The 23,603-nt window shown below is 72.0% G+C and carries 21 protein-coding genes; 9 read left to right on the top strand and 12 right to left on the bottom strand.

Features of this window, described 5'->3' with window-relative positions; genetic code table 11:
• Nucleotides 1-17 precede the first annotated feature (17 nt).
• A complete protein-coding gene (locus ACGFZS_RS15240) occupies nucleotides 18-848 on the top strand; it encodes a M55 family metallopeptidase (protein ID WP_393795420.1) in 831 nt (276 codons plus the stop codon).
• 47 nt (nucleotides 849-895) lie between these two features.
• Here the strand turns inward: ACGFZS_RS15240 and pstB are convergent, their stop codons facing one another.
• The 9 genes from pstB to ACGFZS_RS15195 all read right to left on the bottom strand — a co-directional run bounded on the left by pstB (nucleotide 896) and on the right by ACGFZS_RS15195 (nucleotide 13,465).
• On the bottom strand, nucleotides 896-1,783 hold the full coding sequence (pstB, locus tag ACGFZS_RS15235) for a phosphate ABC transporter ATP-binding protein PstB (RefSeq protein ID WP_393795419.1): 888 nt from the start codon (nucleotides 1,781-1,783) through the stop codon (nucleotides 896-898).
• A 12-nt stretch (nucleotides 1,784-1,795) separates the two neighbouring features.
• On the bottom strand, nucleotides 1,796-2,710 hold the full coding sequence (locus tag ACGFZS_RS15230; protein WP_393795418.1) for a sortase: 915 nt from the start codon (nucleotides 2,708-2,710) through the stop codon (nucleotides 1,796-1,798).
• A gap of 119 nt (nucleotides 2,711-2,829) precedes the next feature.
• Complete coding sequence (locus tag ACGFZS_RS15225) at nucleotides 2,830-4,821, bottom strand: Ig-like domain repeat protein (protein ID WP_393795417.1); 1,992 nt, start codon at nucleotides 4,819-4,821, stop codon at nucleotides 2,830-2,832.
• A gap of 162 nt (nucleotides 4,822-4,983) precedes the next feature.
• Nucleotides 4,984-7,602, bottom strand: coding sequence for a hypothetical protein (locus tag ACGFZS_RS15220; protein WP_393795416.1), 2,619 nt, complete (start codon nucleotides 7,600-7,602; stop codon nucleotides 4,984-4,986).
• A complete protein-coding gene (gene pstS / locus ACGFZS_RS15215; RefSeq protein WP_393795415.1) occupies nucleotides 7,599-9,287 on the bottom strand; it encodes a phosphate ABC transporter substrate-binding protein PstS in 1,689 nt (562 codons plus the stop codon). Before pstS ends, ACGFZS_RS15220 begins: the two co-directional genes overlap by 4 nt.
• Entirely contained in the window at nucleotides 9,287-10,765 is a 1,479-nt protein-coding gene (pstA, locus tag ACGFZS_RS15210) for a phosphate ABC transporter permease PstA (RefSeq protein WP_393795414.1), read from the bottom strand. The genes pstS and pstA overlap by 1 nt, the downstream gene beginning before the upstream one ends.
• Before the next feature lie 2 nt (nucleotides 10,766-10,767).
• Complete coding sequence (gene pstC, locus ACGFZS_RS15205) at nucleotides 10,768-11,742, bottom strand: phosphate ABC transporter permease subunit PstC (RefSeq protein ID WP_355709858.1); 975 nt, start codon at nucleotides 11,740-11,742, stop codon at nucleotides 10,768-10,770.
• A 300-nt stretch (nucleotides 11,743-12,042) separates the two neighbouring features.
• Complete coding sequence (locus tag ACGFZS_RS15200) at nucleotides 12,043-12,702, bottom strand: hypothetical protein (RefSeq protein ID WP_393795413.1); 660 nt, start codon at nucleotides 12,700-12,702, stop codon at nucleotides 12,043-12,045.
• Nucleotides 12,703-12,895: 193 nt separating this feature from the next.
• A complete protein-coding gene (locus ACGFZS_RS15195; RefSeq protein WP_393795412.1) occupies nucleotides 12,896-13,465 on the bottom strand; it encodes a hypothetical protein in 570 nt (189 codons plus the stop codon).
• A gap of 188 nt (nucleotides 13,466-13,653) precedes the next feature.
• On the opposite strand from ACGFZS_RS15195, the gene ACGFZS_RS15190 reads away from it, so the two are divergent.
• The 5 genes from ACGFZS_RS15190 (at nucleotide 13,654) to ACGFZS_RS15170 (ending at nucleotide 17,611) form a co-directional block, all read left to right on the top strand.
• Nucleotides 13,654-14,661 carry a cytochrome c oxidase assembly protein gene (locus ACGFZS_RS15190; RefSeq protein ID WP_393795411.1) on the top strand — a complete coding sequence of 336 codons (1,008 nt, stop codon included), beginning with the start codon at nucleotides 13,654-13,656 and terminating at the stop codon, nucleotides 14,659-14,661.
• Between the two features lie 128 nt (nucleotides 14,662-14,789).
• Nucleotides 14,790-15,284 (top strand): MarR family transcriptional regulator, encoded by a 495-nt coding sequence (locus tag ACGFZS_RS15185; protein ID WP_359226551.1) that lies wholly within the window; start codon nucleotides 14,790-14,792, stop codon nucleotides 15,282-15,284.
• A 140-nt stretch (nucleotides 15,285-15,424) separates the two neighbouring features.
• Nucleotides 15,425-16,234: an MBL fold metallo-hydrolase gene (locus tag ACGFZS_RS15180; RefSeq protein ID WP_393795410.1), complete on the top strand. Its 810-nt coding sequence runs from the start codon at nucleotides 15,425-15,427 to the stop codon at nucleotides 16,232-16,234.
• Between the two features lie 2 nt (nucleotides 16,235-16,236).
• Nucleotides 16,237-16,647 (top strand): nuclear transport factor 2 family protein, encoded by a 411-nt coding sequence (locus ACGFZS_RS15175; RefSeq protein ID WP_365692697.1) that lies wholly within the window; start codon nucleotides 16,237-16,239, stop codon nucleotides 16,645-16,647.
• A gap of 172 nt (nucleotides 16,648-16,819) precedes the next feature.
• Nucleotides 16,820-17,611, top strand: a complete 792-nt coding sequence (locus tag ACGFZS_RS15170) for an SAM-dependent methyltransferase (RefSeq protein ID WP_393795409.1) — start codon at nucleotides 16,820-16,822, stop codon at nucleotides 17,609-17,611.
• A 45-nt stretch (nucleotides 17,612-17,656) separates the two neighbouring features.
• Here the strand turns inward: ACGFZS_RS15170 and ACGFZS_RS15165 are convergent, their stop codons facing one another.
• Nucleotides 17,657-18,178, bottom strand: coding sequence for a PaaI family thioesterase (locus ACGFZS_RS15165; RefSeq protein WP_393795408.1), 522 nt, complete (start codon nucleotides 18,176-18,178; stop codon nucleotides 17,657-17,659).
• A gap of 89 nt (nucleotides 18,179-18,267) precedes the next feature.
• Nucleotides 18,268-18,801 carry a winged helix-turn-helix transcriptional regulator gene (locus ACGFZS_RS15160; protein ID WP_393795407.1) on the bottom strand — a complete coding sequence of 178 codons (534 nt, stop codon included), beginning with the start codon at nucleotides 18,799-18,801 and terminating at the stop codon, nucleotides 18,268-18,270.
• Nucleotides 18,802-18,941: 140 nt separating this feature from the next.
• On the opposite strand from ACGFZS_RS15160, the gene ACGFZS_RS15155 reads away from it, so the two are divergent.
• The 3 genes from ACGFZS_RS15155 to ACGFZS_RS15145 all read left to right on the top strand — a co-directional run bounded on the left by ACGFZS_RS15155 (nucleotide 18,942) and on the right by ACGFZS_RS15145 (nucleotide 21,799).
• Nucleotides 18,942-20,609 carry an MFS transporter gene (locus tag ACGFZS_RS15155; RefSeq protein ID WP_393795406.1) on the top strand — a complete coding sequence of 556 codons (1,668 nt, stop codon included), beginning with the start codon at nucleotides 18,942-18,944 and terminating at the stop codon, nucleotides 20,607-20,609.
• A gap of 205 nt (nucleotides 20,610-20,814) precedes the next feature.
• Nucleotides 20,815-21,183 carry a hypothetical protein gene (locus ACGFZS_RS15150; protein ID WP_393795405.1) on the top strand — a complete coding sequence of 123 codons (369 nt, stop codon included), beginning with the start codon at nucleotides 20,815-20,817 and terminating at the stop codon, nucleotides 21,181-21,183.
• Between the two features lie 130 nt (nucleotides 21,184-21,313).
• Nucleotides 21,314-21,799: a hypothetical protein gene (locus ACGFZS_RS15145; protein ID WP_393795404.1), complete on the top strand. Its 486-nt coding sequence runs from the start codon at nucleotides 21,314-21,316 to the stop codon at nucleotides 21,797-21,799.
• Between the two features lie 46 nt (nucleotides 21,800-21,845).
• Here the strand turns inward: ACGFZS_RS15145 and ACGFZS_RS15140 are convergent, their stop codons facing one another.
• Nucleotides 21,846-22,610, bottom strand: a complete 765-nt coding sequence (locus ACGFZS_RS15140; protein WP_393795472.1) for a DUF1775 domain-containing protein — start codon at nucleotides 22,608-22,610, stop codon at nucleotides 21,846-21,848.
• Nucleotides 22,611-23,603 lie beyond the last annotated feature (993 nt).

Raw genomic sequence — 23,603 nt, 5'->3', positions numbered from 1 at the left:
CCGGATAGCCTCAGGACGTGCGTATTTACATCAGCGTGGACATGGAAGGCATCACCGGGCTCGTCGACAGGGACGACGTGCAGCCGGGTGGGCGGGACTACGAGCGCGGCCGGGCGATGATGGCCGAGGACGTGAACGCGGCGATCCGCGGGGCGGTGGCCGCCGGCGCGACCGAGGTGCTCGTCAACGACGCCCACGGGCCGATGCGGAACCTCCTCCCCGAAGCCCTGCATCCGGCGGCCCGCCTGGTCCGCGGCAAACCGAAGCGGATGCTCATGCTGGAGGGGCTCACCGCGGAGTCCGACGCGGCGATATGCGTCGGCTACCACTCCCGGGCCGGCGCCCTCGGCGTCCTCAGCCACAGCTTCATGGGCCACGAGATCGAGGACATGTGGCTGGACGGCAGGCCCGTCGGCGAGATCGGCCTTGCGCACGCCACCGCCGCCGCGCTCGGCGTCCCCGTCGTGGCCCTCACGGGTGACGACGCGGCGTGCGCCGAGATGACGGCATGGGACGAATCGGTCGTCACCGTCCCCGTGAAGTACGCCCGGGACCGGTTCGCCGCCGAGCTGCGCCCGGCCGGGGAGGCCCGCCGGGCGATCGAGGAGACGGTCACCGAGGCCCTCTCGCCCGCGCCGAAGCGGCCCGCCGCGCCCGAGGGCGAGTCGCTCCTCGCCGTGCGCTGGCAGTCCGCCTCGGTCCCGGCCGTCCTCCTCGGCATCCCGGGGGTGACGGCCACGGACAGCCGCACCGTCCACGCCCGTGGCCTGCTCCCGGCGCTCTACCAGCAGTTCGGCGTCTGGATGCGGGTGGCGTCCTCGCTCACCAACCAGCCGCCGTACTGCTGACCCCCAGGCGACCCCCAGGGCCCCCCGGAGCGACCCCCGGAGTGAACTCAGCCGAAGCGGCCGGCCACGTAGTCGGCCGTCCGCTGGTCCTCCGGGGAGTTGAAGACGGTCTCGGTGGCGCCGTGCTCGACGATGCCGCCCGGGGTGCCCTGCTCGGCCAGGAAGAACGCGCACTGCTGGGAGACACGGGCGGCCTGCTGCATGTTGTGGGTGACGATCACGATCGTCACCTGGCCGGCCAGGTCGTGGATGGTCTCCTCCACCCGACGGGTGGAGGTGGGGTCCAGCGCCGAGCACGGCTCGTCCATCAGGAGCACCCGGGGGCGGACCGCCAGCGCCCGCGCGATGCACAGCCGCTGCTGCTGGCCGCCGGACAGGGCGCCGCCGGGCTGCCGGAGCCGGTCGCGGACCTCCTTCCACAGGCCCGCCCGGGTGAGGGACTCCTCGACCAGCTCGTCCTTCTCCCGGCGGCCGACCTTCGTACCGGTCAGCTTCAGGCCGGCCACCACGTTGTCGTAGATCGACATCGCCGGGAACGGGTTCGGCTTCTGGAAGACCATGCCGATCCGGCGGCGGGCGTCGGTCAGCCGCCAGGACGCGTCGTAGATGTCCTCGCCCTCGAACAGCACCTCGCCGCCGAACTGCGCCGACGGGATCATCTCGTGCATCCGGTTCAGGGTGCGCAGGAACGTCGACTTGCCACAGCCGGACGGGCCGATGAGCGCGGTGACCTCGCCCGCGGGCATGGTCAGCGACACCCGGCTGAGCACCTGGTGGGAGCCGAACCAGGCGGAGACGGCACGGGCTTCGAGGGTGGCGGGGGCGGGGCCGTCCACCACGGGGGCGGGCAGCACGGCGGTGTCGGTCAGCGCGGGGTCGGCCGCCTCGGGGGCGGTCTCGGTGGTCGCGGTGTCGGTCGTCGCGGTCTCGGTCATCTCATTCACCTGTCACAGCAGATTCGGCAGCAGTTCGGTGGTGCGCGTCGCGACCTGGAGGCCGAGCACGGCGACGACCGGGGCGAAGACGATCCATGTCTGGTGGCGGCCCCAGCGGTGCCAGGCCCAGACGGCGGCGACCGCCGTCAGCAGCAGTGCCTGCAGCCACATCACCAGCGGCCACGGCATCCCGGAGGGCCGCGCCAGGGGTTCCTCGGAGGCCGGGAGCGTACCGGCCCGGATCACGGCCGCCGGCGTCTGGAACGTGTCGGAGACCAGGTCGGCGTCGACGCGCAGGACGCCCGAGGGCATGAACTTCGGGCCCGTCGCCGTGATCAGCACCAGCCGGCTCTTCCCGGAGGCGAGCGCGGTCGGCGCCGGGTCACCGGCCCGTCGTACGTCGATGACCAGGTACTTCGCCTTGCCCTGGCCGGTGATCACGGTGAAGGTGTCGCCGGAGGTCAGCTCGGAGAGCCGGCCGAACGGGCCGCCGTACGCCGCCGCCCGGCCCATCAGCACGCTGGTACCGGCCTGGCCGGGCATCGGGGTGTCCCGGCGGTGCCCCGGGCCGTCCGTCATGACGGAGGAGTCGGTGCCCTCCAGGACGACCTGGCTCAGACCCAGCTTCGGTATCTCGACGATGGCGACCGGCGAACCGGGGGCCAGCAGCTTGCCGTCCTGGTCGGTCTGGGCCACCGGGGCGGTGCCGAGGGCGAGTTCCTCGCGCAGCCGGTTGAAGTCGGAGTGCTGGGCGGAGTGTTGCTGCGCGCCGCTGACCACCAGCAGCTGGACGGTCATGCCGAGCAGCAGGGCGGCGAGACTGAGCAGTCCGCCGCGCGAGAGGTGGCGGACGAAGGTGAGGCTGCGGACGGGCCTGCGCGGCACGGCCGGAGCCAGAGCTTTCGGTGTCGGTACGGCGACCGTCACGGCGGCCCGCCTCCTTCGGAAAGATCGGTTCGGAACGTTCGGTTCGGGAAGATCGGTTCGGAGAGACCGATGAGGGGCCGCCGGGAGCCGTGGTGGCTCCCGGCGGGCCCGTCAGACGGTCACTTGCTGGTGATGGAGAAGTTGGCGCCCGTCTTCGAGTTCACGGTCGAGGAGCCGACGTAGAAGGCGTGCAGGGTGTGCTTGCCCTTGGCCAGCTTCGGCAGGGTGATGGTGACCTTGCCGCTGCTGAGCGTGCCGGTGGCGATCACCTTGGAGCCCTGGTAGACGCGGACGGTGCCGCCCGGGGTGGTGCCGGTCGCGGTGACCTTGACGGTGACCTTGGCCTTGGCGGTGTGGCTCACCGAGGTCGGGGCGGAGGTGGAGACCGCCGCCGAGGCCTTGGTGACCTTCAGGGAGACGGTGGCGGACGACGAGTTCAGCTTGGAGCTGCCGCCGTAGGACACCGTCAGGGAGTGGGTGGCGACCTTGAGGTGGTTCGACAGGCTGATGGTGACCTTGCCGGTCGAGCTCAGGGTGCCGGTGCCGAGGGTGGTGGAGCCCTCCTTCACCGTGACCTTGCCGCTCGCGGTGACGCTGTGCGAGCCGGCGACGGTGACGGCGACCTTCGGGGTCTTGCCGTACGCGGTGGTGGCGGTGGCGGCGGTCGTGGTGCTCTTGTACTTGACCGCGCCGGTCCAGGTGGCCGCGGCACCGGTGCCGTTGAGGTTGTTGGCGGTGACCGTGGCGGTGTAGGTGCCGGTGGCCAGGCCCGTGAAGGAGTACGACGTGGCGGAGGCCGCGACGTCCTTGACCGCGACGACGCCGCCGTCCGCGTCGGTCAGCGTGACGCGGTAGTCGGTGACCGGCAGCGCGGTGGCGGACGGGGCGGTCCACGACAGCTTCAGGCTCGCGTCGCCGACGGTGGCCTTGACGGTCGGGGCGCCGGGCACCGAGGTGTCGACGCCGGACTCCTCCAGGCCGCCGAGCTTGGCGTGCTTGGCCACGGAGATGGAGCCGTTGTAGGACTCGTTGACGAAGCCGAACTTGGCGATGACCGTCTCGGCCGCGTCCGACGCCAGCGCGGCGGTGTGGCTGCCGCTGGTGACGAAGACGTCGTACAGGTCCTTGTCGAAGAAGATGCTCGTGGTGTCGATCGCCCGGCTCGGGACGACGTTGTACACGTCGCGGCCGAAGGTCGAGTTGTCGTAGTAGGCGGTGACCGGGGACAGCTTGCCGTTCACCGTGGTGACCGGGCTGGTGGCGCCGGTGTCGCCGGGCAGCTGGATGGCGGCCAGGTGGCCGCCGGCCGCGACCGCGGTGGTGCTGTAGTCGGGGGAGACGCCGTTGTTCTGGGCGATCCAGGAACCGACGGAGAACGGGACGAGCGCGCCGTCCTCGGTCAGGGCCGCGTTGGCCTGGTTCTCCTGGACGGTGGTGACGTTCGCGGAGAGCGTCGCGTCCGTCAGGCCGATCGCCGCGAGGAAGAACTTGCGGGTGCCGGAGCCGGCCTGCGGGATCCGCGGGTGCACGGTCTGGCCGTTCACCGTGGTGACGGTGCCCGAGTAGATGTCGTGCAGCTGGTCCGCGGTCAGCGTGTCCAGGGCCGAGCCCTTGACCGCGACGCCGACCGCGTCACGCGCCATCGGGATGTAGGTCAGCGCGGTGCCGGAGGCCGACGGGCCGCCGGAGGAACGCGCGAAGTCGACCTGGCCGCTGATGGAGACACCGGCGCTGGTCGGGTACTTGTCACCGGTCAGCGCCTCGCTGAGGGCGAGACGGCCGTTGCCGGAACCGTTCGGGCGCAGGAAGGACGGGCCGTCCGTGCGGGTCTTGATGGTGGAGGTGGTGGAGCCGGTGCCGGGCTCGATCGCGTCGTACGACGCGATGCCCGCGCCGTTCGTCGACTTCACGGCGGTGGCGGAGTAGCTGGTGCCGTTGACGGTGTCACCGGCCAGGGCGTTCAGCACGTCCTGGGTGGTGTCCGAGCCGACGCCGACCAGCTGGCGGAAGGCACCGGCGTCCGGGTCGGCGACCGCCGGGGTGGCGAGGGCGAGGCCGCCGGCCACCACGGCAGCGGCGACGAACGCCGCCGAAGAGCGCAGATTGCGCATCGAGAGTCTCCTGACGAGAGCTTGCTAGCTGGGTGTTGCCAGAGGATCTGGCAGGGTGGTACGAGCCGTCCGCCCCGACTGCCTTTCGGGGCGGGCGGCCGATTGTGGGGAGCATTTAGCTCCGGTGGGGCTCAACGCCCCGTCTTTTAGGGGCGCGGGGCGTTATCCATTTGCGGCTCCGCCGCGTGGGCGCGACCAGCCACGACGAACCCGCAGCCGACGAACTGCCGCCACAGCGGAAGACATCGACAGCCGTCGCCCGCCGGCGAACGGCGCCCCGACCCCGGCGACCGCACCGATCGCGGCCCCCGCCGGAACGGCGTACCGCAGCGGATTCGACGGATCGGCCGGCGTGTTGCCCGCCGCCGTCGTCTCCAGCGCCTTGCCCCCGTCGAACGACGCCTTCACGCTCGGCGTGGCACTGGCACCGTCAGCCGGCGTACCGGTACCGGCACCGCCGGTCGTACCGCCGTCGGCCGTACCGCCGCTGCCCGAGGGACCGCCCCCGCTCGTGTCCGTGCCGCCGCCGTCCGCCGAACCCCCGTCGGTCGACGTCGGCCCGGTGTAGGCGAGCAGCGCGTCCGCCGCCTTCACGGTCTGCGCGCGCAGCTTCGTGGAGAGCGGGGCGTACCCCTCGGGCAGCTTGCCCGGGTCGGCGCCCAGGGTCTGCCCGGTGCCGGCGGCGTACCGCAGCAGGGCCGCGTAGTCCTGGCGGGCGGCCTTGCTCACCTTGCCGGGCCGGACCGCCGCGTACACCAGCTCGGCGAGCGGGTAGGCGGCCTTGGCCGTGGTGCTGTCCGGGGTGATCTCGGCGACGCCGCTGCCGGAGGCGGTCGCGGCGGCCGCGGTCAGCCCGGCCGTGGTCGGGGCGACGTACTTGCCGGCGCTGTTCTCCAGCTGGGCGGTCTGCAGGCCGTACCGGGCGGCGGAGGCCGCGTCGGTGATCGTGATGATGAACCGCGAGCCGACCGTCTGCGGGCCGGGGCTCTTGTACGCCTGCGGGCTGGACAGCGCGTCCCAGCTGGACTTCCACAGGGTGTCCGCGCGCCGGGTGTGCAGGGCGCCGGCGTGCATGTCGTCCACGTAGGGGTGGAAGTCGGTCATGCACTGGGTGGCCGTGGACGGGGCGTCCGAGCCGGGCGGCACCGTGCACCACGGGTCGCTCTTCGGGTAGTCGTCGGTGCTCGACGGGTCGAAGGCGATCCCGGTCGGGTTCAGGTCCTTGTTGGTGCTGTAGTACGGGTTGACCCGCATGCCGTCGTCGTCCGGGACACCGGCGAGGAACTGCCGGGCGTCCTTGTCGGCGAGGATCCACTGCCAGATCGCGCGGGCGGTGTCGGAGTGGCCCAGCGAGGTGATCAGGTCGGTGTCGGTGGCCGGGGTCTCGGCGACCGACAGGTACTGGAACTCCGGGTTCAGAGCGATGAACTCGGGGTCGGAGGCGATACCGGCCGGGTTGCTCTTCGCCCAGCCGTACCCCTTGGCCACCGTGCCGTTGACGATCGAACCCCAGGGGGAGCTGCGGTACGACTCGGTGAGGAGCTTGGTGACCAGGCGGGCGTTGAGCTTGAGGGACTCGACCTTGGTGCCCGCGAGTTTCTTGATGCTGTCCGGTGCGTCGGACTTGGCTCTTCGCTCGATCGTGAAGCCGATGACGGCTCCGGAGAGCGCGACCGGCGCGTACGTGGTCGTCCCCGACGGTGCCGTGGTGCCCGCGTCGGCGCCCAGCTTGCGGGTGGTGAAGGCCATGCCCGTGGAGGAGGCGTCCGAGGTCAGCCGGGACCGGGTGTCCGGCTCGCCGAGCTCGGTGTAGCCGTAGACCTTGCCGGACGAGCAGAGCTGGGCCTGCCAGCTGGTCATCGCGTCCGCCACCAGCTCACTGCCGGTGGTGGGGCGCTCGTCGGCGCCCAGCGCGCAGTTGGTGCCGACGCTGTTGAAGTTCAGCTTGACCGCGATCCGGTTCTTCCAGTTGGTGGAGGAGACCGGGGAGCCCGCGTTGACCTGGCTCGTGTCCGCGTACGGCTTGCCGTCCAGGTCCAGATGGCCCTGCGGGACGATCACCAGCCAGCAGGAGCGGGGCTTGGTCACGCCGTTCGTGCTGACCGGCTCGCCGCAGCCGAGGTGGGGTGCCTCGTTGGCGGTCTGCACCTCGAAGTACTCCTTGCCCGTGCCGTTGGTGCCGGTGCGGGCGAAGTCGATCTCGTTGGTGGTGTTGTAGTTGAACAGCGCGTTGTTCTGGGTGTTCGTGGTGATCGTGGTGCCGTCGACGGACTTGAAGGGGACCTCGCCGCCGGCGTTCGGGTTGGCGGCGCCGTACCGGTTGTCCTGGCCGTAGTTGGTCGGGTCGGCGCTGTAGAAGACCTGCCGGGTGTCGTCCAGGGCGTTGCCCGGCCAGCTGGTGCGGTTGGTGGTCGGGGAGGCGCCGTACTGGCACTGGGTGCGCGACGGGCCCGGGTTGGACGGGACCGTGCCGTCGTCGTCGCCCCAGCACTGCATGATCTGGACGAAGTCGGTGTTGAACTGGGTGCCCGCGAAGGTGGTCGCGGTGCCGCCGGTCCAGCTGACCGTGACGGCCTGGCTGGTGAGGTTCTTGGTCTGGGAGACCGTGAACTTCATGTCCTTGAACTCACCGCGCCCGGCGACGGTCACGGCGGAACCGGTGGCCGCGGTGGCGCTGGGGGCGGCCTGGGCGACCGCGAGTCCGGCGAGGGCGCCGACGGTGGCGCCGGCGAGCAGGCGGACCAGGGCGTTGCGTATCCGGGTGCGACTGGTCCGTCTCATCGGGAACTCCCGTCGTCGGAACGCTTGTTGCCGACCAGCCGGGAGACCACCGAGGGCAGCAGGAGCAGGCCGAAGACCAGCAGCGCGGCCAGCAGCATCAGCGTCTGGGTGGCGGTCCAGCCGTGCCCGGTGGCCACCGCGACGGGCTGGGCGAGGGCGACCGTGCCGCCGGCCGCCGCCGCACCGGTGCCGCCGGACGCGGAGCCCGTGGAGCCGTCCGGGGAGATGGTCTGGCCGGTGTCGGGGTCGACGGAGGGCTGGGCGCTGCCGCCGCCGGTACCGCCGGTGCCGCCGGTCGAGGCGTCCGTGGACCCGGTGCCGCCCGTGGTGCCGCCGCTGCTGGAGGAGCCGCCGCTGGAGGAGGAGCCGCCCGAGCCGGACTTGGCGCCGCCGCTGCCGCTGGTGCAGGGCGCGGCGCCCTTCTTGTCACAGGCGGCCGGGTAGGGCGCGGTCTGCGCGAGCTTGTTCTCGCCGTTCGCGGTGAACGTCGGGTTGTTGCAGTTCTTGATGTTGATGTTCTGCGCTTCCACGCCCGGGATCCGGCGGATCTGGTCGAAGCCGGCCTGGACGAGGTTGATCGGCAGGGGCGAGTAGCCGAGTTTCGGCGCCTGTTGCTGGCCCTGGCACATGAAGTAGTACGAGAACGCGCCGAGCGTCTTGCCCTTGGCCTTGGTGAAGGTGCCCTGCACCTTCAGCGGCAGGATCATGTACGAGTAGCTGGACAGCGGGTAGTTGCGCTTGTCGCTGTCGTTGTAGACGCCGTTGAGCTGCTGGGTGAGGTAGTCCGACGAGTTCTTGTTCGTGTTGATCTCCGCCTTGAGGAGGGAGACCGCCACGTTCTGCGGGGTCGGCTCGGTGTAGTAGCCCGCGTGGTTCAGGATCTTGGCGACCGGGTAGTGCGCGTTCAGCGCGTACGAGTAGTTGACGTACCCGATCGCGCCCTCGCCGTAGTTCTGGGCGACGTAACCGGCGACACCGAGGTCACCGGACTGGGCAATCATGCCGGAGACGGTCGGGTAGTACGACGTCTGCCCGCACGCTCCCGAGCGGCCGACCTTGGCGCAGTAGGCGTTCCACAGCGCCTTGTGCTGGTTCGCCATCCACATCGTGAACTGGGCGGTGGAGCCGGAGCCGTCGGAGCGGACGACGGGGACGATGGTGCGGTGCGGGAGCTGCAGCCCCGGGTTGTCGGCCTTGATCACCGGGTCGTCCCAGGTCTTGATGGCCCCGGTGAAGATCTTGGTGACCACGTCGCCGGAGAGGCGGAGGTTGGTGACCCGCTTGCCGTTGACGGTGAGGTGGTACATGAACACCGTGCCGCCGGCCACGATCGGCATGTAGGCGTACGACCCGGAGGCCGGGCGCTCCGCCGCGCTGCCGTCGGTGGGGTTCGTCTGGAACGGGATGTCGGAGACGGCGAAGTCGACCGTGCCGGAGAGGAACTGGCGGCGGCCGTCGGAGGAGCCGGTGCCGGCGTAGCTGATGCGCATGCCGTACTGGTTCACGGCGCGGCGCCACTCGTCGACGGCGTTCTCCGCCCAGGTGGAGCCGGCGCCGGCGATGGGGGTGTACGTGTCGGCCGAGGCGCTCTGCGCGATGCCGAGGACGGTGAGGGGGCTGAGGATGCTGAGAATCGCGGCCAGGATGCCCAGCCGTCTCAGGGCGTTGATGACTTGGCTGGACATCAGTGCTCGTCTCCTGTGGAGGACAGGGGCTGTTCGCCGTCGGTGGGTGCGGGTTCGGGGGCCGGTTCGCCGTTTTCGGGTGCGGGTGCGTCGTGGCTGGTCGCGCTCCGCGGCGGAGCCGCTGATTGATGCAGCCCCGCGCCCCCAAGAGGGGCGCTGCTCTCGCCGGGGTTCTCAGCGTCCCCAAGAGGGGCGCTGGTCTCGCCGGGGTTCGCCGGGGCCGTGGGCTCGAACAGGTCCAGGCCCGGGGTGTGGAGTTGGCCGAACCGGTCGGTGTCGCGGCGGGAGGCGCGGGCGGCTCTGCGGGCCTGGCGCTTGCTCTGGTGGCCGGGGCCGCGGCCGCCGATGACGCGGGCGATGGCGAAGAGGATGAGGACGAGGGCCATGAGGACGGCCGCCGAGCCGAAGCCTCGGGCGATCATCGTCGGTTCGGGGGACTTGACGAAGTTGAAGACGGCCAGCGGGAGGGAGACCATCGGGCCGCTCGTCGGGTCGGCGTTGAGCGCGGCCGTGAAACCCGCCGTGAGGAGGACCGGGGACGTCTCGCCGATACCGCGGGCGGTGCCGAGGATGACGGCGGTCGCGAGACCGGAGCGGGCCGTCGGCAGGACCACGTGCCAGACGGTCCGCCAGCGGGGCGCGCCCAGCGCCTCCGAGGCCTCCGTCAGGTTGCCCGGCACCAGACGCAGCACCACGTCCGCCGCGCGGATCACGATCGGCAGCATCATCACGCTGATCGCGAAGCCGGCCGCGAGGCCCGACTTCTGCATGCCCAGGCCGAGGATCCAGACCGCGTACACCATCAGGCCGGCCACGATGGACGGCAGCGCGGTCATCGCCTCGACGATCGTGCGGACGAACCGGGAGAAGCGGCCCGGGATCTGGTTCAGGTACACCGCGCAGGCCAGGCCCAGCGGGACCGTGATCGTCAGCGCGATGGCGATCATGATGAGGGTGCCGAGCATGGCGTGCGCGATGCCGCCGTGGCTCAGCGGGTCCAGCGGACCCGCCGCCTGCATGTCCTGGGTGAAGAAGTTGCCGTGCGGCAGGGCCTCGCGGCCGCGCCAGGCGGTGAAGCCCACGACCATCGCGAGCGCGCAGAACATCAGCCCGCCCGCGGTCCACAGGACGACGGTCATCACCCGGTCCCGGACCGCCTGCGCGTCCTCCTCAAGCCCTGTCAACACCGCGTAGATACCTAGGAAAGAAAGGTACGCGGTGATGAAGAAGCCCAATGCCCCGGAGAAGGGGGCGAGTTCGCCGAAGAGGAGGACGGTGACGCACAGCCCGGAGGCGGCGGCGCCGAGCAGCGACAGCACCCCGGAGCGGGTGAACCCGCCGATCCGGCGCGGCACGTCGGGGAGTTCGGCGACGGCGACGGCGTCGGCGTCGGTCGCGGGCCCGGTCGCGGAAGCGTCCTGGGGAGCCGGCCGAGGGGCGTCCTGGGGGACGTCCTTCTCAAGGTCTACGACGGTCATCGTCACGCCTCGCTCTGTGCGCCGGACCGTGACCGGGCCACGATCGAGGAAGCGGTGAAGTTGACCGCCAGGGTCAGCAGGAACAGCGCGAGGCCCGCGGCCATCAGCGCCGACATGCCGAAGGTGGAGGCATCGCCGTAGTGCAGGGCGATGAGGGAGGAGACGGAGTTCGACCCGGTCTGCAGGATGTGCGGCTGGATGGTGAAGACCGGGGAGATGATCAGGTAGACCGCGATGGTCTCGCCGAGCGCCCGGCCGAGGCCCAGCATGGTGCCGCCGATGATCCCGCCCATGCCGTACGGCAGCACGACCGCGCGGATCATGCCCCAGCGGGTGGCGCCGAGCGCGTAGGCGCCCTCGCGTTCACCGGCCGGCGCCTGGGCGAACACCTCGCGCATCACCGAGCACTGGATCGGCGCGACCATCAGCGCGACGACGATCCCGGCGACGAAGGTGGACGCGGTGTACACGCTCTGGGAGGCCAGCGGTTCGCCCGGCTGGGTGCCGTCGACGTGCAGGAAGGGGATCCACCCGAACCAGTCCGACAGCCAGCGGGACAGCCCGATGACGTGCTGCTGGAGGAAGAAGAGCCCCCACAAGCCGTAGACCACGGACGGCACGGCGGCCATCAGGTCGACCATGGTGACGAGCGTCCGGCGCAGTCCCCGGGGAGCCACGTCCGAGATGAACAGCGCGGTGCCGACGGCCAGCGGCACGCTGATCGTGACGGCGACGGCCGCGATCAGCAGCGTGCCGGTGAGTACGGCCGCGATGCCGAACTTGTGGACGTCCGGCTGCCACTGGGCGGTGGTGAGGAAGGCCCACACACCCCGGGCTCTCAGCGCCTGTCCGGCGCGCAGAAGCAGGAACAGCCCCACGGCGGCCATGATGGCGAGGACGACACCACCGGTGGCCGTCAACTGGTACCGGAAGATCCGGTCCCCGAGCCCTCGGGCGGTCGACAGCCGCCTGGGCACGGGTCTTTCGGATTCCGCCCCGGCGGAACCCTCGAGCGCGGACACCACAGTGCCCCCCCTGTTCGGAAACGATTCGCCCCACACGGCTCCGAATCGGGGTGCCGCGCCGCAGAGTCAATGGCCGGTTCCTTGCGCATCAACGCGTCGAAAGTGGAGAGCGCGTGAACAGTGCATGCCATTTCGGTGGGGGAGATGTGGGTGGCTGTGTACTGGAGGGTCCTGAGGGACAAAGCTTTGCCGGTCCTGTGCCGTTCAGGATGCGGTCAGGTGTACGGCACGGGTACGGCCGTGCGATCGGCTTCAGCCGCGGGCCGCGCGGGCCGCGCGGTCCAGGGCGCTGATGGCAGCCTGCTCGTCCTGCCCCAGGAGCGCCTTCTCCAGGCTGTGGTCGTCATGCCGGGAGAATCGTTCCCCCTCCGCGATGTCGTCCTCGCCGAGCACCCGGCCGCACCACTCGCCCCGGTCGCCGGTGTGGTCGTCGAAGGGCACGGAGGCACCCTCCCCGAGCACCGCCCAGGCGCCCTCGTGCCAGCGCACGGCGAGCAGATAGGTGTGCCCGGCCTGGAAGCGGGGCGAGTCGACGGCCATCTGCGCGACCCGGGTGCCACTGGGCCGGTAGGCCTTCCAGCCCGGGGCGACCAGGTCGAAGCCGGAACCGATCGCGTGCCGTGGCGACTTGGCCGACCACAGCCGGCGCTCGGTCCGGAAGCTCACCAGCCGGTCCGCCGTGTACGCGATGGCCCCCTTGGCGTAGTCCTGCCGGTTGGTGTCCCGCTCCCGCGTCGGACTGGCGACGACGACATGATCGGCGTACGACACCCAGTCCTGCGCGGTCTGCGAGGGATAGAGCTCCCCCGACGGGCCGCAGCCCGGCACCGACTCCAGCCCCGGTCTGCCGACCAGCACCCCGGCGAGGACCCCGACGACGGCCAGCAGCGCGGCGACGGGCCGTGCCGGCATGCGCCGAGGCGCGACGAATCGTTCCCCCATGGTGAAAAGCCCCCGTGTTCCCCGTGTTCCCCGTGTCCCCGTGCGGCGGCGGAGCTCTTCAAGATCCACAAGCCGCGTTGATCACTTTAAGTACGGCTGAACGAAAGTGAACAAGGGTCACCTCGGCCTGGCACAGAACTGTGACAGGGGCCGGGCGGGCGGCTCAGCAGCCCTCGTGGGCCGGGACGAACTCCAGCCGGGCGTGGTCGTCCGCGGCCCGGGCGTCGTCGTAGACCGTACGGCCGACCTGGTACCAGACGTCGTCCGTCTTCGGGTCGCCGTTCACGTCGTCCAGCTCCACGCACCACTGCTCCGCGCGGACGGTCCTGCGGTAGGTCTCCGTGCCGCTGCGGACCTTGGTGCAGGACCGGTACCGCTCGGTGGTGTACCAGGTACGGGTCTTCCGCTTGCTGCCGCTTCCGCTGCTGGAGGTGTGCCGGACCCGGCGGGTGGCGGTGGTGCACTTCCTGACCAGGTGCGGCCGGGTGGCCCTGGCGGTCTTCGCGGCGATGTGCCGGACGTCGTCCTTCAGGCCGTGGACGGTGTCGTCCTGAGTGGGGGTGGGAGTGGGGGCGGCGGCGGAAGTGGCGGTGCCGGTGCCGGTGCCGGTGTCGTCCTGCCCGTAGGTGACGCCGTCGTCGAACCCGCTCTCGTCCCCGCCGCTGGAACACGCGCCGAGCGCGCCGATCAGAATCGCGATGGCCCCGCTCACGACGAGCCGCTTTCCGAACATGAACCCCACCCCTGTGAACTTCTGTGAACCTCTGTGAACTGCGCCGATCGCCGGTGCGATGACCGGTCCGATGACCGCGCCGATTCTGCAGGCCACCCCTGTGCGAGGGTCGGGCGGGCCCGGTATAGCGTCGCGCAGTGGGCCAGACCTGACCCGTTTCGTCCCGGATCTTGAGGAGCGTGAGCCGGATGGCCGAGCTGACCGTGGGCCGGCTGCTGACGTCGTGGCAGCCGGACGTACCGGCGCTGCTGCTGGTCCTGGCCCTGGGCGGGCTGTACGGCTGGGGCGTGGCGCGGGTACGCGGCAGGGGGGAGCCGTGGTCGGCGGCCCGCACCGCCGCCTTCACGGTCCTGGGCCTCGGCGCGCTGGTGGTGGCGACGATGTCGGCGCTCGCCGTCTACGACCACGTGCTCTTCTGGCCGGCGGCCGTCCAGAACATCCTGCTCGACCTGGTGGCCCCGCTGGGCCTGGCCCTGGGCGACCCGCTCCGGCTCGCGCTGGCGGCGCTCCCGGAGGGCGCGGCGGCCCGGGTGCGCCGGACGATGACCGGCCGGGTGCTCCGGGTCCTGACCTTCCCGCTGGTCAGCACGGCGCTGGTGCTCGCCACCGAGCTGACGGTCTACTTCACCCCGTACTTCGCCACCGCCCTGCGGGTCGGCTGGCTGCACGAGTTGATGTACCTGAACCTGCTGGCGGCGGGCTGCCTGTTCGTCGTACCGGTCCTGACCCGGGAGGAGACCCTCCCCGCCTGGTGCACGCACCCGGTCCGGGCGGCCCTGGTCTTCCTGGACAGCGTGGTCGACGCGATCCCCGGGCTCGTCGTCATGACGCACGGCACGCTGATCGCCGGCGCCTGGTACCTGCACCACCATCCGTCCTGGTCCCCGGACGTCCGCCAGGACCAGCAGATCGGCGGCGGCGCGATGCTGGGCATCGCCGAACTGGTCGCCCTGCCCTTCCTGCTGGCGATCCTCTTCCAGTGGGCCCGTGCGGAACGCGTCCAGACGGCGGCCCTCGACCGCCACCTGGACCGGCAGCAGGCCGCCACCGCTCCTGTCGCTGCGCCTGTCGCCGCTCCGGCCGCCGCTCCGGCCGCGGTGCCCGCCCCGGCCGCCGACCGGGTCCGCCCCTGGTGGGAGACGGAGGAGAACGAGGTGGCCGCCCGGATCCGCAGGCAGCACGGCGAGACCGACTGACGTTGCGGCGGCGCGCGTTGGCCGGTCCGGTTCCGCTCGGGGATGATCGGACGGAAGCGGGCGCGGGTACGGGTGCGGGCTCGGGTACGGGTGCGGGTGCGGGCTACGAGGAGAGGGGTTCCGGGGTCGTGGACGAGCAGGTGGAGATCTCGACGCCGCGGGACGCCGCGAACAACCCGCTGGTGCTGGCCTTCGGGCGGTTGCAGGGGGCCGCGAACCGGCTGGAGTACCTCCTGGGGCGGTCCCTGGAGCAGGAGTGCGGGATCAGTCACCTCATGTACGAGGTGCTGCTCATCCTGGGGCGGGCGGGCGAGCCGGGACTGCCGATGCGGGCGGTCGCGCAGGAGCAGGTGCTGACCACCGGGGGAGTGACCCGGCTGGTGGACCGGATGGAGGCGGCCGGGCTGGTCGAGCGGGCGGAGGATCCCGCCGACCGGCGCGGCCGTCTCGTCCGGCTGACGGCCAAGGGCGCCGAGACCGCCGTGGCCGCCTCCCGGGTGCATGTGGAGAACATCCGCCGTTTCTTCCTGGCGCCGCTGCCGCCGGAGGACCGTGACCGGTTCGCTGAGGATCTGCGGATCCTCAGCCATGCGGCGCGGGACGTGCTGCCCCGGCTGCCCTGACCCCGGATGCGGGTGTGACGGGAGCCACACGCACGGAGAAATATCTGACGCGTCAGTTACTGTTCCGTCAGGTGAATCGCTCACGATCGGCGGCCGGCCCTCCCTCCGCCGCCCTCTCCCTCTGCGTTCAGGAGCACTCCATGAGCCCCGCCCTCGACTTCACCGTCCTCGACCTGGACTTCCCCGCCGGCTCCCGGAACAAGACGGCCACCCTCGTCACCGGCGAGCACGAGGCCCTGCTCGTCGACGCCGCCTTCACCCGCGCCGACGGCCACCGCCTCGCCGCCGCGGTCCTGGACTCGGGCAAACGGCTGACCACCGTCTTCGTCAGCCACGGCGACCCCGACTTCTACTTCGGCGCCGAGGTCCTCGCCGACGCCTTCCCCGACGCCCGCTTCGTCGCCACCCCGATCACCATCGAGCACATCCGGCACTCCTACGAGGGCAAGCTCAAGGCCTGGGCGGCCCTCGGCCCGAACCTGCCGACCCGCCTGGTGGACCTCGAACCGCTCACCGGCGACCTCACCCTGGAGGGCCACCGCTTCGAACTCCGGGGCGGCCCGGCCGGGCTGCCCGACCGCCACTACCTCTGGCAGGCCGGGCACCGCGCCCTCCTCGGCGGTGTCCTGCTCTTCCAGCGGGAGCACGTGTGGGTCGCCGACACCCCCGCCCCCGAGGACCGTTCGGCCTGGATCCGGCTGCTGGACGAGATGGCGGCCCTGGAGCCGGAGCTGGTGGTGCCCGGGCACCGGCTGCCCGGCACCCCGGCCGACATCTCCGCCGTCACCGCCACCCGCGACTACCTGCTCGCCTTCGAGGAGGAGCTGGACAAGGCCGCCGACGGTGCCGCGCTCACCGAGGCGCTCGTCGCCCGCTACCCCGACCACGGCATGCTGATCGCCGCCCAGATCGGCGCGAAGGTCGCCAAGGGCGAGCTGAAGTGGGGCTGACCATGAGCGAGTTCGCCCTGTCCACCGCCCCCGCCGACGTCGTACGACGGCAGTACCTGGCCTCGGCGGCCGGTGACCTGGCCGCCCTGCGCGCCACCCTCGCCCCCGACGTGGAGTGGACGGAGATGGCCGGCTTCCCGCTGGCCGGCACCTACCGCACGCCCGAGGGCGTCACCGCCCACGTCATGGAGCGGCTCGGCGAGGAGTGGGACGGCTGGACCGCCCACGACGACACCTATGTCGTCGACGGCGAGAACGTCGTCGTCCTCGCCCGCTACACGGCCGTCAACAGGGCCACCGGGCGCCCGGTCGACGTCCGGGTCGCCCACCACTTCGTCGTACGCGGCGGCCTGATCGTCCGCTTCGAACAGTTCGTGGACACCGCGCTGGTCCGTGCGGCCATGCCCGGCTGACCGGACCCGCACTCGGACCCTGCCGTCCGTCACACCGTGCCAACTCCGCCCGGTGGGGCGGACGGCAGGGTCCCGTCCGCCGCAAGTCCCCTCTCGCACAAGGTAGATGGGAGGTCCGAGTACGATCACCGCGAACCCGGTCCGAACCTTCCACCGGCGCGACGGAGTTGCCATGCCGACCAGCCCTCAGCCCTCCTCGCCGATCGACACCAGCAGGGCGCATCCCGCGCGGGTCTACGACTGGCTGCTCGGCGGCAAGGACAACTACCCGGTCGACGAGGCGGTCGGTGAGAAGCTGCCGCCCGAGGCGAGGGACGCCGCGCGGCAGAACCGCCAGTTCATGAACCGGGCGGCCGCGTGGCTCGCGGCCCAGGGCGTGGACCAGTTCCTGGACATCGGCACCGGCATCCCCACCGAGCCGAACCTCCACCAGATCGTGCAGGAGATAGTGCCGTCGGCGAAGGTCGTCTACACCGACAACGACCCGATCGTGCTGCGGCATGCCGAGGCGCTGCTGATCTCCCGCCCCGAGGGGGCCACCGACTACATCCAGGCGGACGTGCGCGACCCGGAGGCGATCGTCCGGCACGCCCGGCACGTCCTGGACTTCGACCGCCCCGTCGCGCTGTCCCTCATCGCGCTGATGCACTTCATCACCGACGAGCAGGACGCCCACGGCATCGTCCGGGCCCTCATGGACACCCTGCCGTCGGGCAGCTATCTGATCCTGTCGCACGCCGCCTCCGACGTGTACCCGGAGCTCGCCGCCCAGGTCGTCGCCGAGTACGCCAAGGGCGGGATCCGGCTCGCCTTCCGCTCCCGCCCGGAGGTGGAGCGCTTCTTCGACGGCCTGGACCTCGTCGCCCCCGGCCTGGTGACGTCGACGCGGTGGCTCGGTTCCGCCCCGGCCCCGGAACCGGAGCCGGACGCCGGCATCTACGCGGGCGTGGCCCGCGTCCGCTGACCCTCCGCCGGCCCCTGCGGCGGAGCCGTCAGCCGGCCGTGACCGTCAGCCGGCCGTGACCGGGAAGAGCAGGCAGCTGCTGGTGGCGTGGGCCAGCAGCCGGTCCTCGGAGTCGCGGAGTTCGGCCTGGGCGAGGGCGGTGCGGCGGCCGCTGTTGAGGACGGTGCCGATGGCGCGCACCTTGCCGGTGTCGACGGTGACCGGGCGCAGGAACTTCAGGGTCAGGTCGATCGAGGTGTACCCCGTGCCCTGGGGCAGCACGGACTGCACCGCGCAGCCGGCCGCCGAGTCCAGGAGCGTGGCGTAGACCCCGCCGTGGACGCTGCCGATCGGGTTGTAGTGCTCCTCGCCCGGCACCAGCACGAAGACCGCCCGGCCGTACTCGGCCTCCTCCAGGGTGAAGCCCAGGGTGGCGGCTATCGGCGGGGCGGGCAGCCTCCCGGCCAGGATCTCCCGGAGGAAGTCGAGGCCGCTGTGGTGCGGGACGGCGCCTGCGGAGACGGCGGGGTCCTCCCAGCCGAACGTGCGGGACCTGGACCCCTGTCCGGGGTTGACGTCGTGGGTCAAGACAACTCCTCGTAGCGCTTCGTTCGTGCTTCGTGCTTCGTGCTTCGTGCTTCGTGCTTTTGGTTGCGTGAGTCCTGCCGCCGTCGGGTTCAGTTGCCGTCCGGTTCAGTTGCCGTCGGGCCGACGCGGATGAGACCCGGCCCGGCGTCGACCAGCGACTCCCCGCGCCGGACGTCGTGGCCGTCGTCGCAGCGCAGCACCGCGCGCACCGGGGCGCCGCAGTCCTTGTGACGGACCACCAGCGGGGGACCCTGCTCGTCCGCGGCCCAGGTGTCGCCCCACTGCCGCAGTGCCGTGAGGACGGGCAGGAAGTCCCGCCCCTTCTCGGTCAGCCGGTAGGCGTACCGGGTCCGCTGGCCGGGCTCCTGGTAGGGCACGCGTTCCAGGAGCCCGGCGGCGGTGAGTTCCTTCAGGCGGGCCGAGGCGGCGGGTTCGCCGATGCCGATCCGCCTGGCGAAGTCGTCGAACCGGCGGGTGCCGAGGAACGCCTCGCGCATGATCAGCAGCGCCGTCCTGTTGCCGGCGATCTCCAGGGTCCGGGCGACGGAGCAGTTGGCCATGGACCAGGCGTCCCGCTCTCGCAGCAGATCCTTCGGCTCCCCGTCCACCTCTGTGTCCCTCACCGCTCCACCTCCACCTGGCTTGCCTCGTGCGAAGTCAGCCTATAGCGTCGTAGCTGACTTCTGCAATCGTAAGTCAGCTCGGGTCTCCGGAGGCGTGTCGCCGTCCGCTGCCCGCAGCCCGGCTCCGAGACGAGGACTCCATGGCCCCCGACGCCCCGACCCCTGCTCCCGCCCCGGGCCGGCTCAAGCCGGCCGACCGGCACGCCTCCCGCCAGTCGCAGCACCAGTCGCAGCAGCAGCCGCAGCAGCAGCCGCACCAGCCACAGCAGCCGCACGAGCCGCTCTCCCGGCGGGCCGCGGCCGTCACGCTCGTCGCGATGTGCCTGGGCGCCATGACGACGTTCCTGCTGATCACCGCGTCGGTGTCGGCGCTGTCGGCCATCCAGGACGACCTGCGGGTCTCCCCGACCGGCCTGGTCTGGATCCCCTCCGCGTACACGCTGCTCGTGGCCAGCCTGGTGATGTCCGCGGGCACCCTCGGCAACCGCTACGGCCGCAGGCGCGCCTTCCTCGCGGGCGCCGCGGTCATGATCATCGGGTCGCTCACCGTCTACACCGCCGGTTCGACGGGAGGTGTCATCGCCGGCCAGCTGATCTCCGGCCTGGGCGGCGCCCTCATCCTGCCCAACAGCCTGGCCATCCTGGGGGCCGCCTTCCCCGACCCGCACCGGCGCACCGAGGTGGTCACCGCCTGGGCGGCCGCCTCCGGCATCGGCCTCGCCGCCGGCCCGCTGATCGCGGGCACCCTCCTCGACCACTTCCACTGGAACACGGTCTTCCTGTCGACCGCCGCGCTCGCAGTCGTCACCATGGCCGCCGCCGTCTTCGTCGCCGAGTCCCGAGGCCCGGCGGGCAAGCTGGACATCCCCGGCCAGGTGCTGGCCGCCCTCGGCATCGCCGCCCTCGTCTACGCCCTCATCGAAGGCGGCCACGACGGCTACACCAGCCCCCGGATCCTCACGGCCTGGATCGTCGCGGTCGCGGCCCTGGGCGGCTTCGTCCTCGTCGAACGGGCCGCCCGCACCCCCATGCTGGACATGAGCCTGTTCCGGTCGCCGTCCTTCAGCGCCGTCATGTTCGTCGCGGCCGTGTCGCTGTTCGGCTTCACCGGGGTGGCCATTCTCTCGGTGCTCTTCTACGAGCGCGTCCAGCACCTGTCCGCCCTGGACGTCGGCTGGCGGCTGCTGGCCTTCTTCGGCGTCTACGTCGTCGTCGCCTACGCCACCGGACGCGTGATCCGCCGTACCGGCTTCAAACTCCCGCTCACCCTGGGCTTCCTCGTCGGTGCCGCCGCCACGGCCGGATTCACCACGGTGGAGCCGACCACCCCCTACGCCCGGGTGTGGTGGCTGTACGTGCTCTTCGGCGCCGCGTCCGGGATGGTGGCCGCGCCGAGCACCGCCGCCGCCCTGGTCAGCGTCTCCCACGAACACGCCGGCATGGCCTCCGGGGCCGTCAATGCCTTCCGCCAGATCGGCTCCGTCACCGGCTCCGCCCTCCTCGGCGCCCTGCTCGCGAGCCGCCTCCAGTCCCGCCTTCCGGCCCAGCTCGACGCCCACGACGTCCCCCGAGCCGCCTGGCCCGCCGTCGAACACGCCGTCGCCACCGGCACCGGCGGCCACGGGGCGACCCCGCCGAACGTGACCGCCGCGATCGGCGACGCCTTCACCTCCGGCGTCCACGCCGGCATGACCGTCGTCGCCGCCGTCTTCCTGTGCGCGGCCCTCGCCTCGGCCCTGCTGATACGCAACCGCCCGCACTACACCACCACCACCACGACGACGGCGACGTCCGGCACCGGGAAATAGCGCGATGGTCCCCGGCCTGCCGGCCTGCCGGCCTGCTGGCCTCCCGGCCTGCCGGCCTGCCGGCCTCCCGGCCTCCCGGCCGGAGGCGGTGTGTTGCCCACATCACCTCGTGGGCCTGTGAGTTCGGGCCGGGCGATGGGGGCGGGCGGGTAGCGTCGTGACGTCGGTGGGAGCGGACGTCGGGAGTTGCGTGGTGGTACGGCGCATGGCGGCGGCAGTGGTACTGCTGGCCGCTGCCGTGCTCCTGCACATCGCGACCCCGCACCACGCCTCCTACGCCGTGCACACGGCGGCCGTGACGGCAGCACCGGTGCTTGCGGCGGAGCCGGCGGGGGCCGTCGGTGCCGGTTCGGTCCACGTGGACGCGGCGGCCGACTCGCCGGTCCGTGCTCCGCGCACCGGCCAGCACGCCGAGGCGCGGTCGTCCGCCGAGACCCCGTCGACCGGTACCGCGACGCCGGCGGACGCCGACGCACCCGCCCGCGCGCTCCTTCCCCGTACGGCGAGGGACCCCCGGAGTCCCGCCTCGGCCCACACCCCCGACGCGGCCGCCCTCCAGACGTTCCGCGGCTGACCGGCCACCCCACCCCACACCACCCTGCCCCACCCCACCCCCACGTGCTGAACACCCGTCGGTGTTCGGCCGTACCCCCCGTCAGGGGTCCCCCTTCACCCGCGCAACCGCGATGAATCGGAGCCGTCCCGTGCCCCAGCAGCAGCAACGACGTTCACCCACCGCCCGACTGGTTCGCGGTGCGGCCGTCGTCGGCAGCCTCGCCCTTCTCCCGCTCACCGCCGCCTGCAGCGGCGAGGACGACGCCACCGACGAGAAGTCCGCCGGGAAACGGACGGTCTCCGCCCAGGAGGCCCAGGTCGTGGCGCCCGCCAAGGTCGAGGTCATCGCCAACCTGACGCAGTGCAAGGCCAAGATCCGGGTGGACGCGGAGGAACTGCGCGAGGGCGTGTGCCACACCAAGGGCGGCGACTACCTGATCACCACGTTCCCGGAGGAACGGTTCCAGGACACCTGGCTGGAGACGATCAGCATGTACCAGGGCACCTACCTGGTCGGGACGCGCTGGGTGGTCAGCGCCCAGCCGAAGGTGCTCAAGGAGTTCCGGCCCAAGCTCGGCGGCGACATCGTGCACATGAGCGGCATGGGCCCGGGCGTCACGCAGAGCCCGTCCTGACCACGGCCCCGGGGCGGCGCGGGAAACGCCGCCCCGGAGCCCCGGATCAGCTCTGCGCGGCGGCCGAACGGCGCCGGCGCCCGGCCAGCCACCACGCCCCGCCGCCGACGGCCACGACCACCGCCGCCACTCCGCCGACGACCGCCCCCGCCGGCATACCGCCGCCGTCGTCCCCGGCCGCCCGCACGGCCGAGGGGGTCGGACTCCGCGTCACATCGGCACTGGCACTGGCACTGGCACTAGTAGGGGTACTCGCACTGGGGCTGGGGGCGAGTGAGGCGGCCCCCGCCGCGGCGGCCTTGAGCTTCAGCACCGGTGCGGGCTGCTCCGGCTCCTTGCCCCCGGTGGGCAGTTCGATCCAGCGGGAGATCTCGCCGTCGCTGTAGGTCTCGACGGTCTTGAAGACGAGTTCCCTCGCGTTCGGGAGCTGCTTGACCTTGATGCTGTGTTCGGCGTCGACACCCGGCTTCAGGGCCGGTCCGGCGACGGTGTACCCGTTGCCCGCCGCCGTCAGCTTCCAGCCCTCGGGGGCGTCGTCGAGGCTCACGTCACCGGGGGAGATGCCCTCCGGCAGCACGACGCGGAGCTCGGTGAAGCCGGCCGAGTCGGACTCGGCCTCCGACACGAAGGTCAGGGTGACGCCGGTGGCGAGCGCCCGCGGGGTGTCGGCCTCCACCTCGGCATGCGCGGAGGCGGGACCGGCCAGGGCGAGCGCGGCCGTCAGCGCGGTGGCGCCGACGAGCGCCGCGCGCCGGGCCGTCGTAAGGACGGAGGGACGCGCGGCAGCGGATCCATGGGATCCATGGGACACGTGGGACACGTGGGACACGTGGGACACAGGGGAACTCCTTGCCGGTACGGGAAGATCCGGACCGGCGGACGCCGGATCCGGTGATGTTCTGGAGCCGCTCCCCGGCTGGTGGGCCCCTGCGCACCACCGCGTGCTCCAGTACCTCTTCCTGTACGAGCGTGTCGTCGTCCGCCCCCGGCGCCGACCGCCAGACGGGCAGCCGCGCCGCCGTCGCACCACGGCGGCGGACGACCGGTCGCGGCAGCACCCACGCCAGCGCCTCCGCGGCGGCCCGGCCCAGGGTGCGCAGCGCGCGCAGCGCGGCCGTCATCCGGGCGTCGGCGCGGTGCAGCAGCCAGGCCACCACCAGCGCGGCGACCGTGTGCACGACCGTCATCGCCGTCCCGGCCCGATGCCAGGCGTGTCCGTCCCCGGACACGGCGTGCACGGCGTGCACGGTGTGCATTGCGTGCATGGTGTGGCCCGATGCGCCACCGCCACCACTACTGCCCCCGACGCCACCCCCGACACCGCCACCGGCACCCTCCGCGTACGACAGCGCCAGGTGCAGCAGGCCCTGTGTCCCGAGGGTGAAGACGACGGTGGCGACGGCGGCGTAGCGGCGCCGGGCCAGCGGCCACACCGCCGCGAACTGGACGGCCGTCGAGAGGATGACCAGCCGCCAGGGCACGGCCGTCCCGGCGACCGCGTGATGCCCGAACGTGGCGAGGACGGTCCCGAGCACGGCGAACAGACCGGCCCGCGCACACGTCCCCGCGTGGCCGGCCCGGCCTGCTACGGCACCGCTGCCGGGCCCGGTCGTCACCTCGTCGTATACGGCGGGACGAGTGAGAGCGTTCAGCCGGACAGCCGGTCGGAAACGGGCCCGGCCGCCTTCCGGGCAGGCCGCGTTTCCGCAGGCCAGGGCCGAGCTAACGGAGATGACAACGGTCACCGGTGCAGCCTTTGGCGTTCACCCCGGCCATGCGTTTCACTGCGAGGCGGAACACCCGA

It is taken from the genome of Streptomyces sp. NPDC048288, assembly GCF_043201555.1.
In the GTDB taxonomy this organism is placed as follows: Bacteria; Actinomycetota; Actinomycetes; order Streptomycetales; family Streptomycetaceae; genus Streptomyces.
The sequence above is the reverse complement of the archived record's forward strand: the minus strand, read 5'-3'. Positions and strand labels throughout refer to the sequence as shown.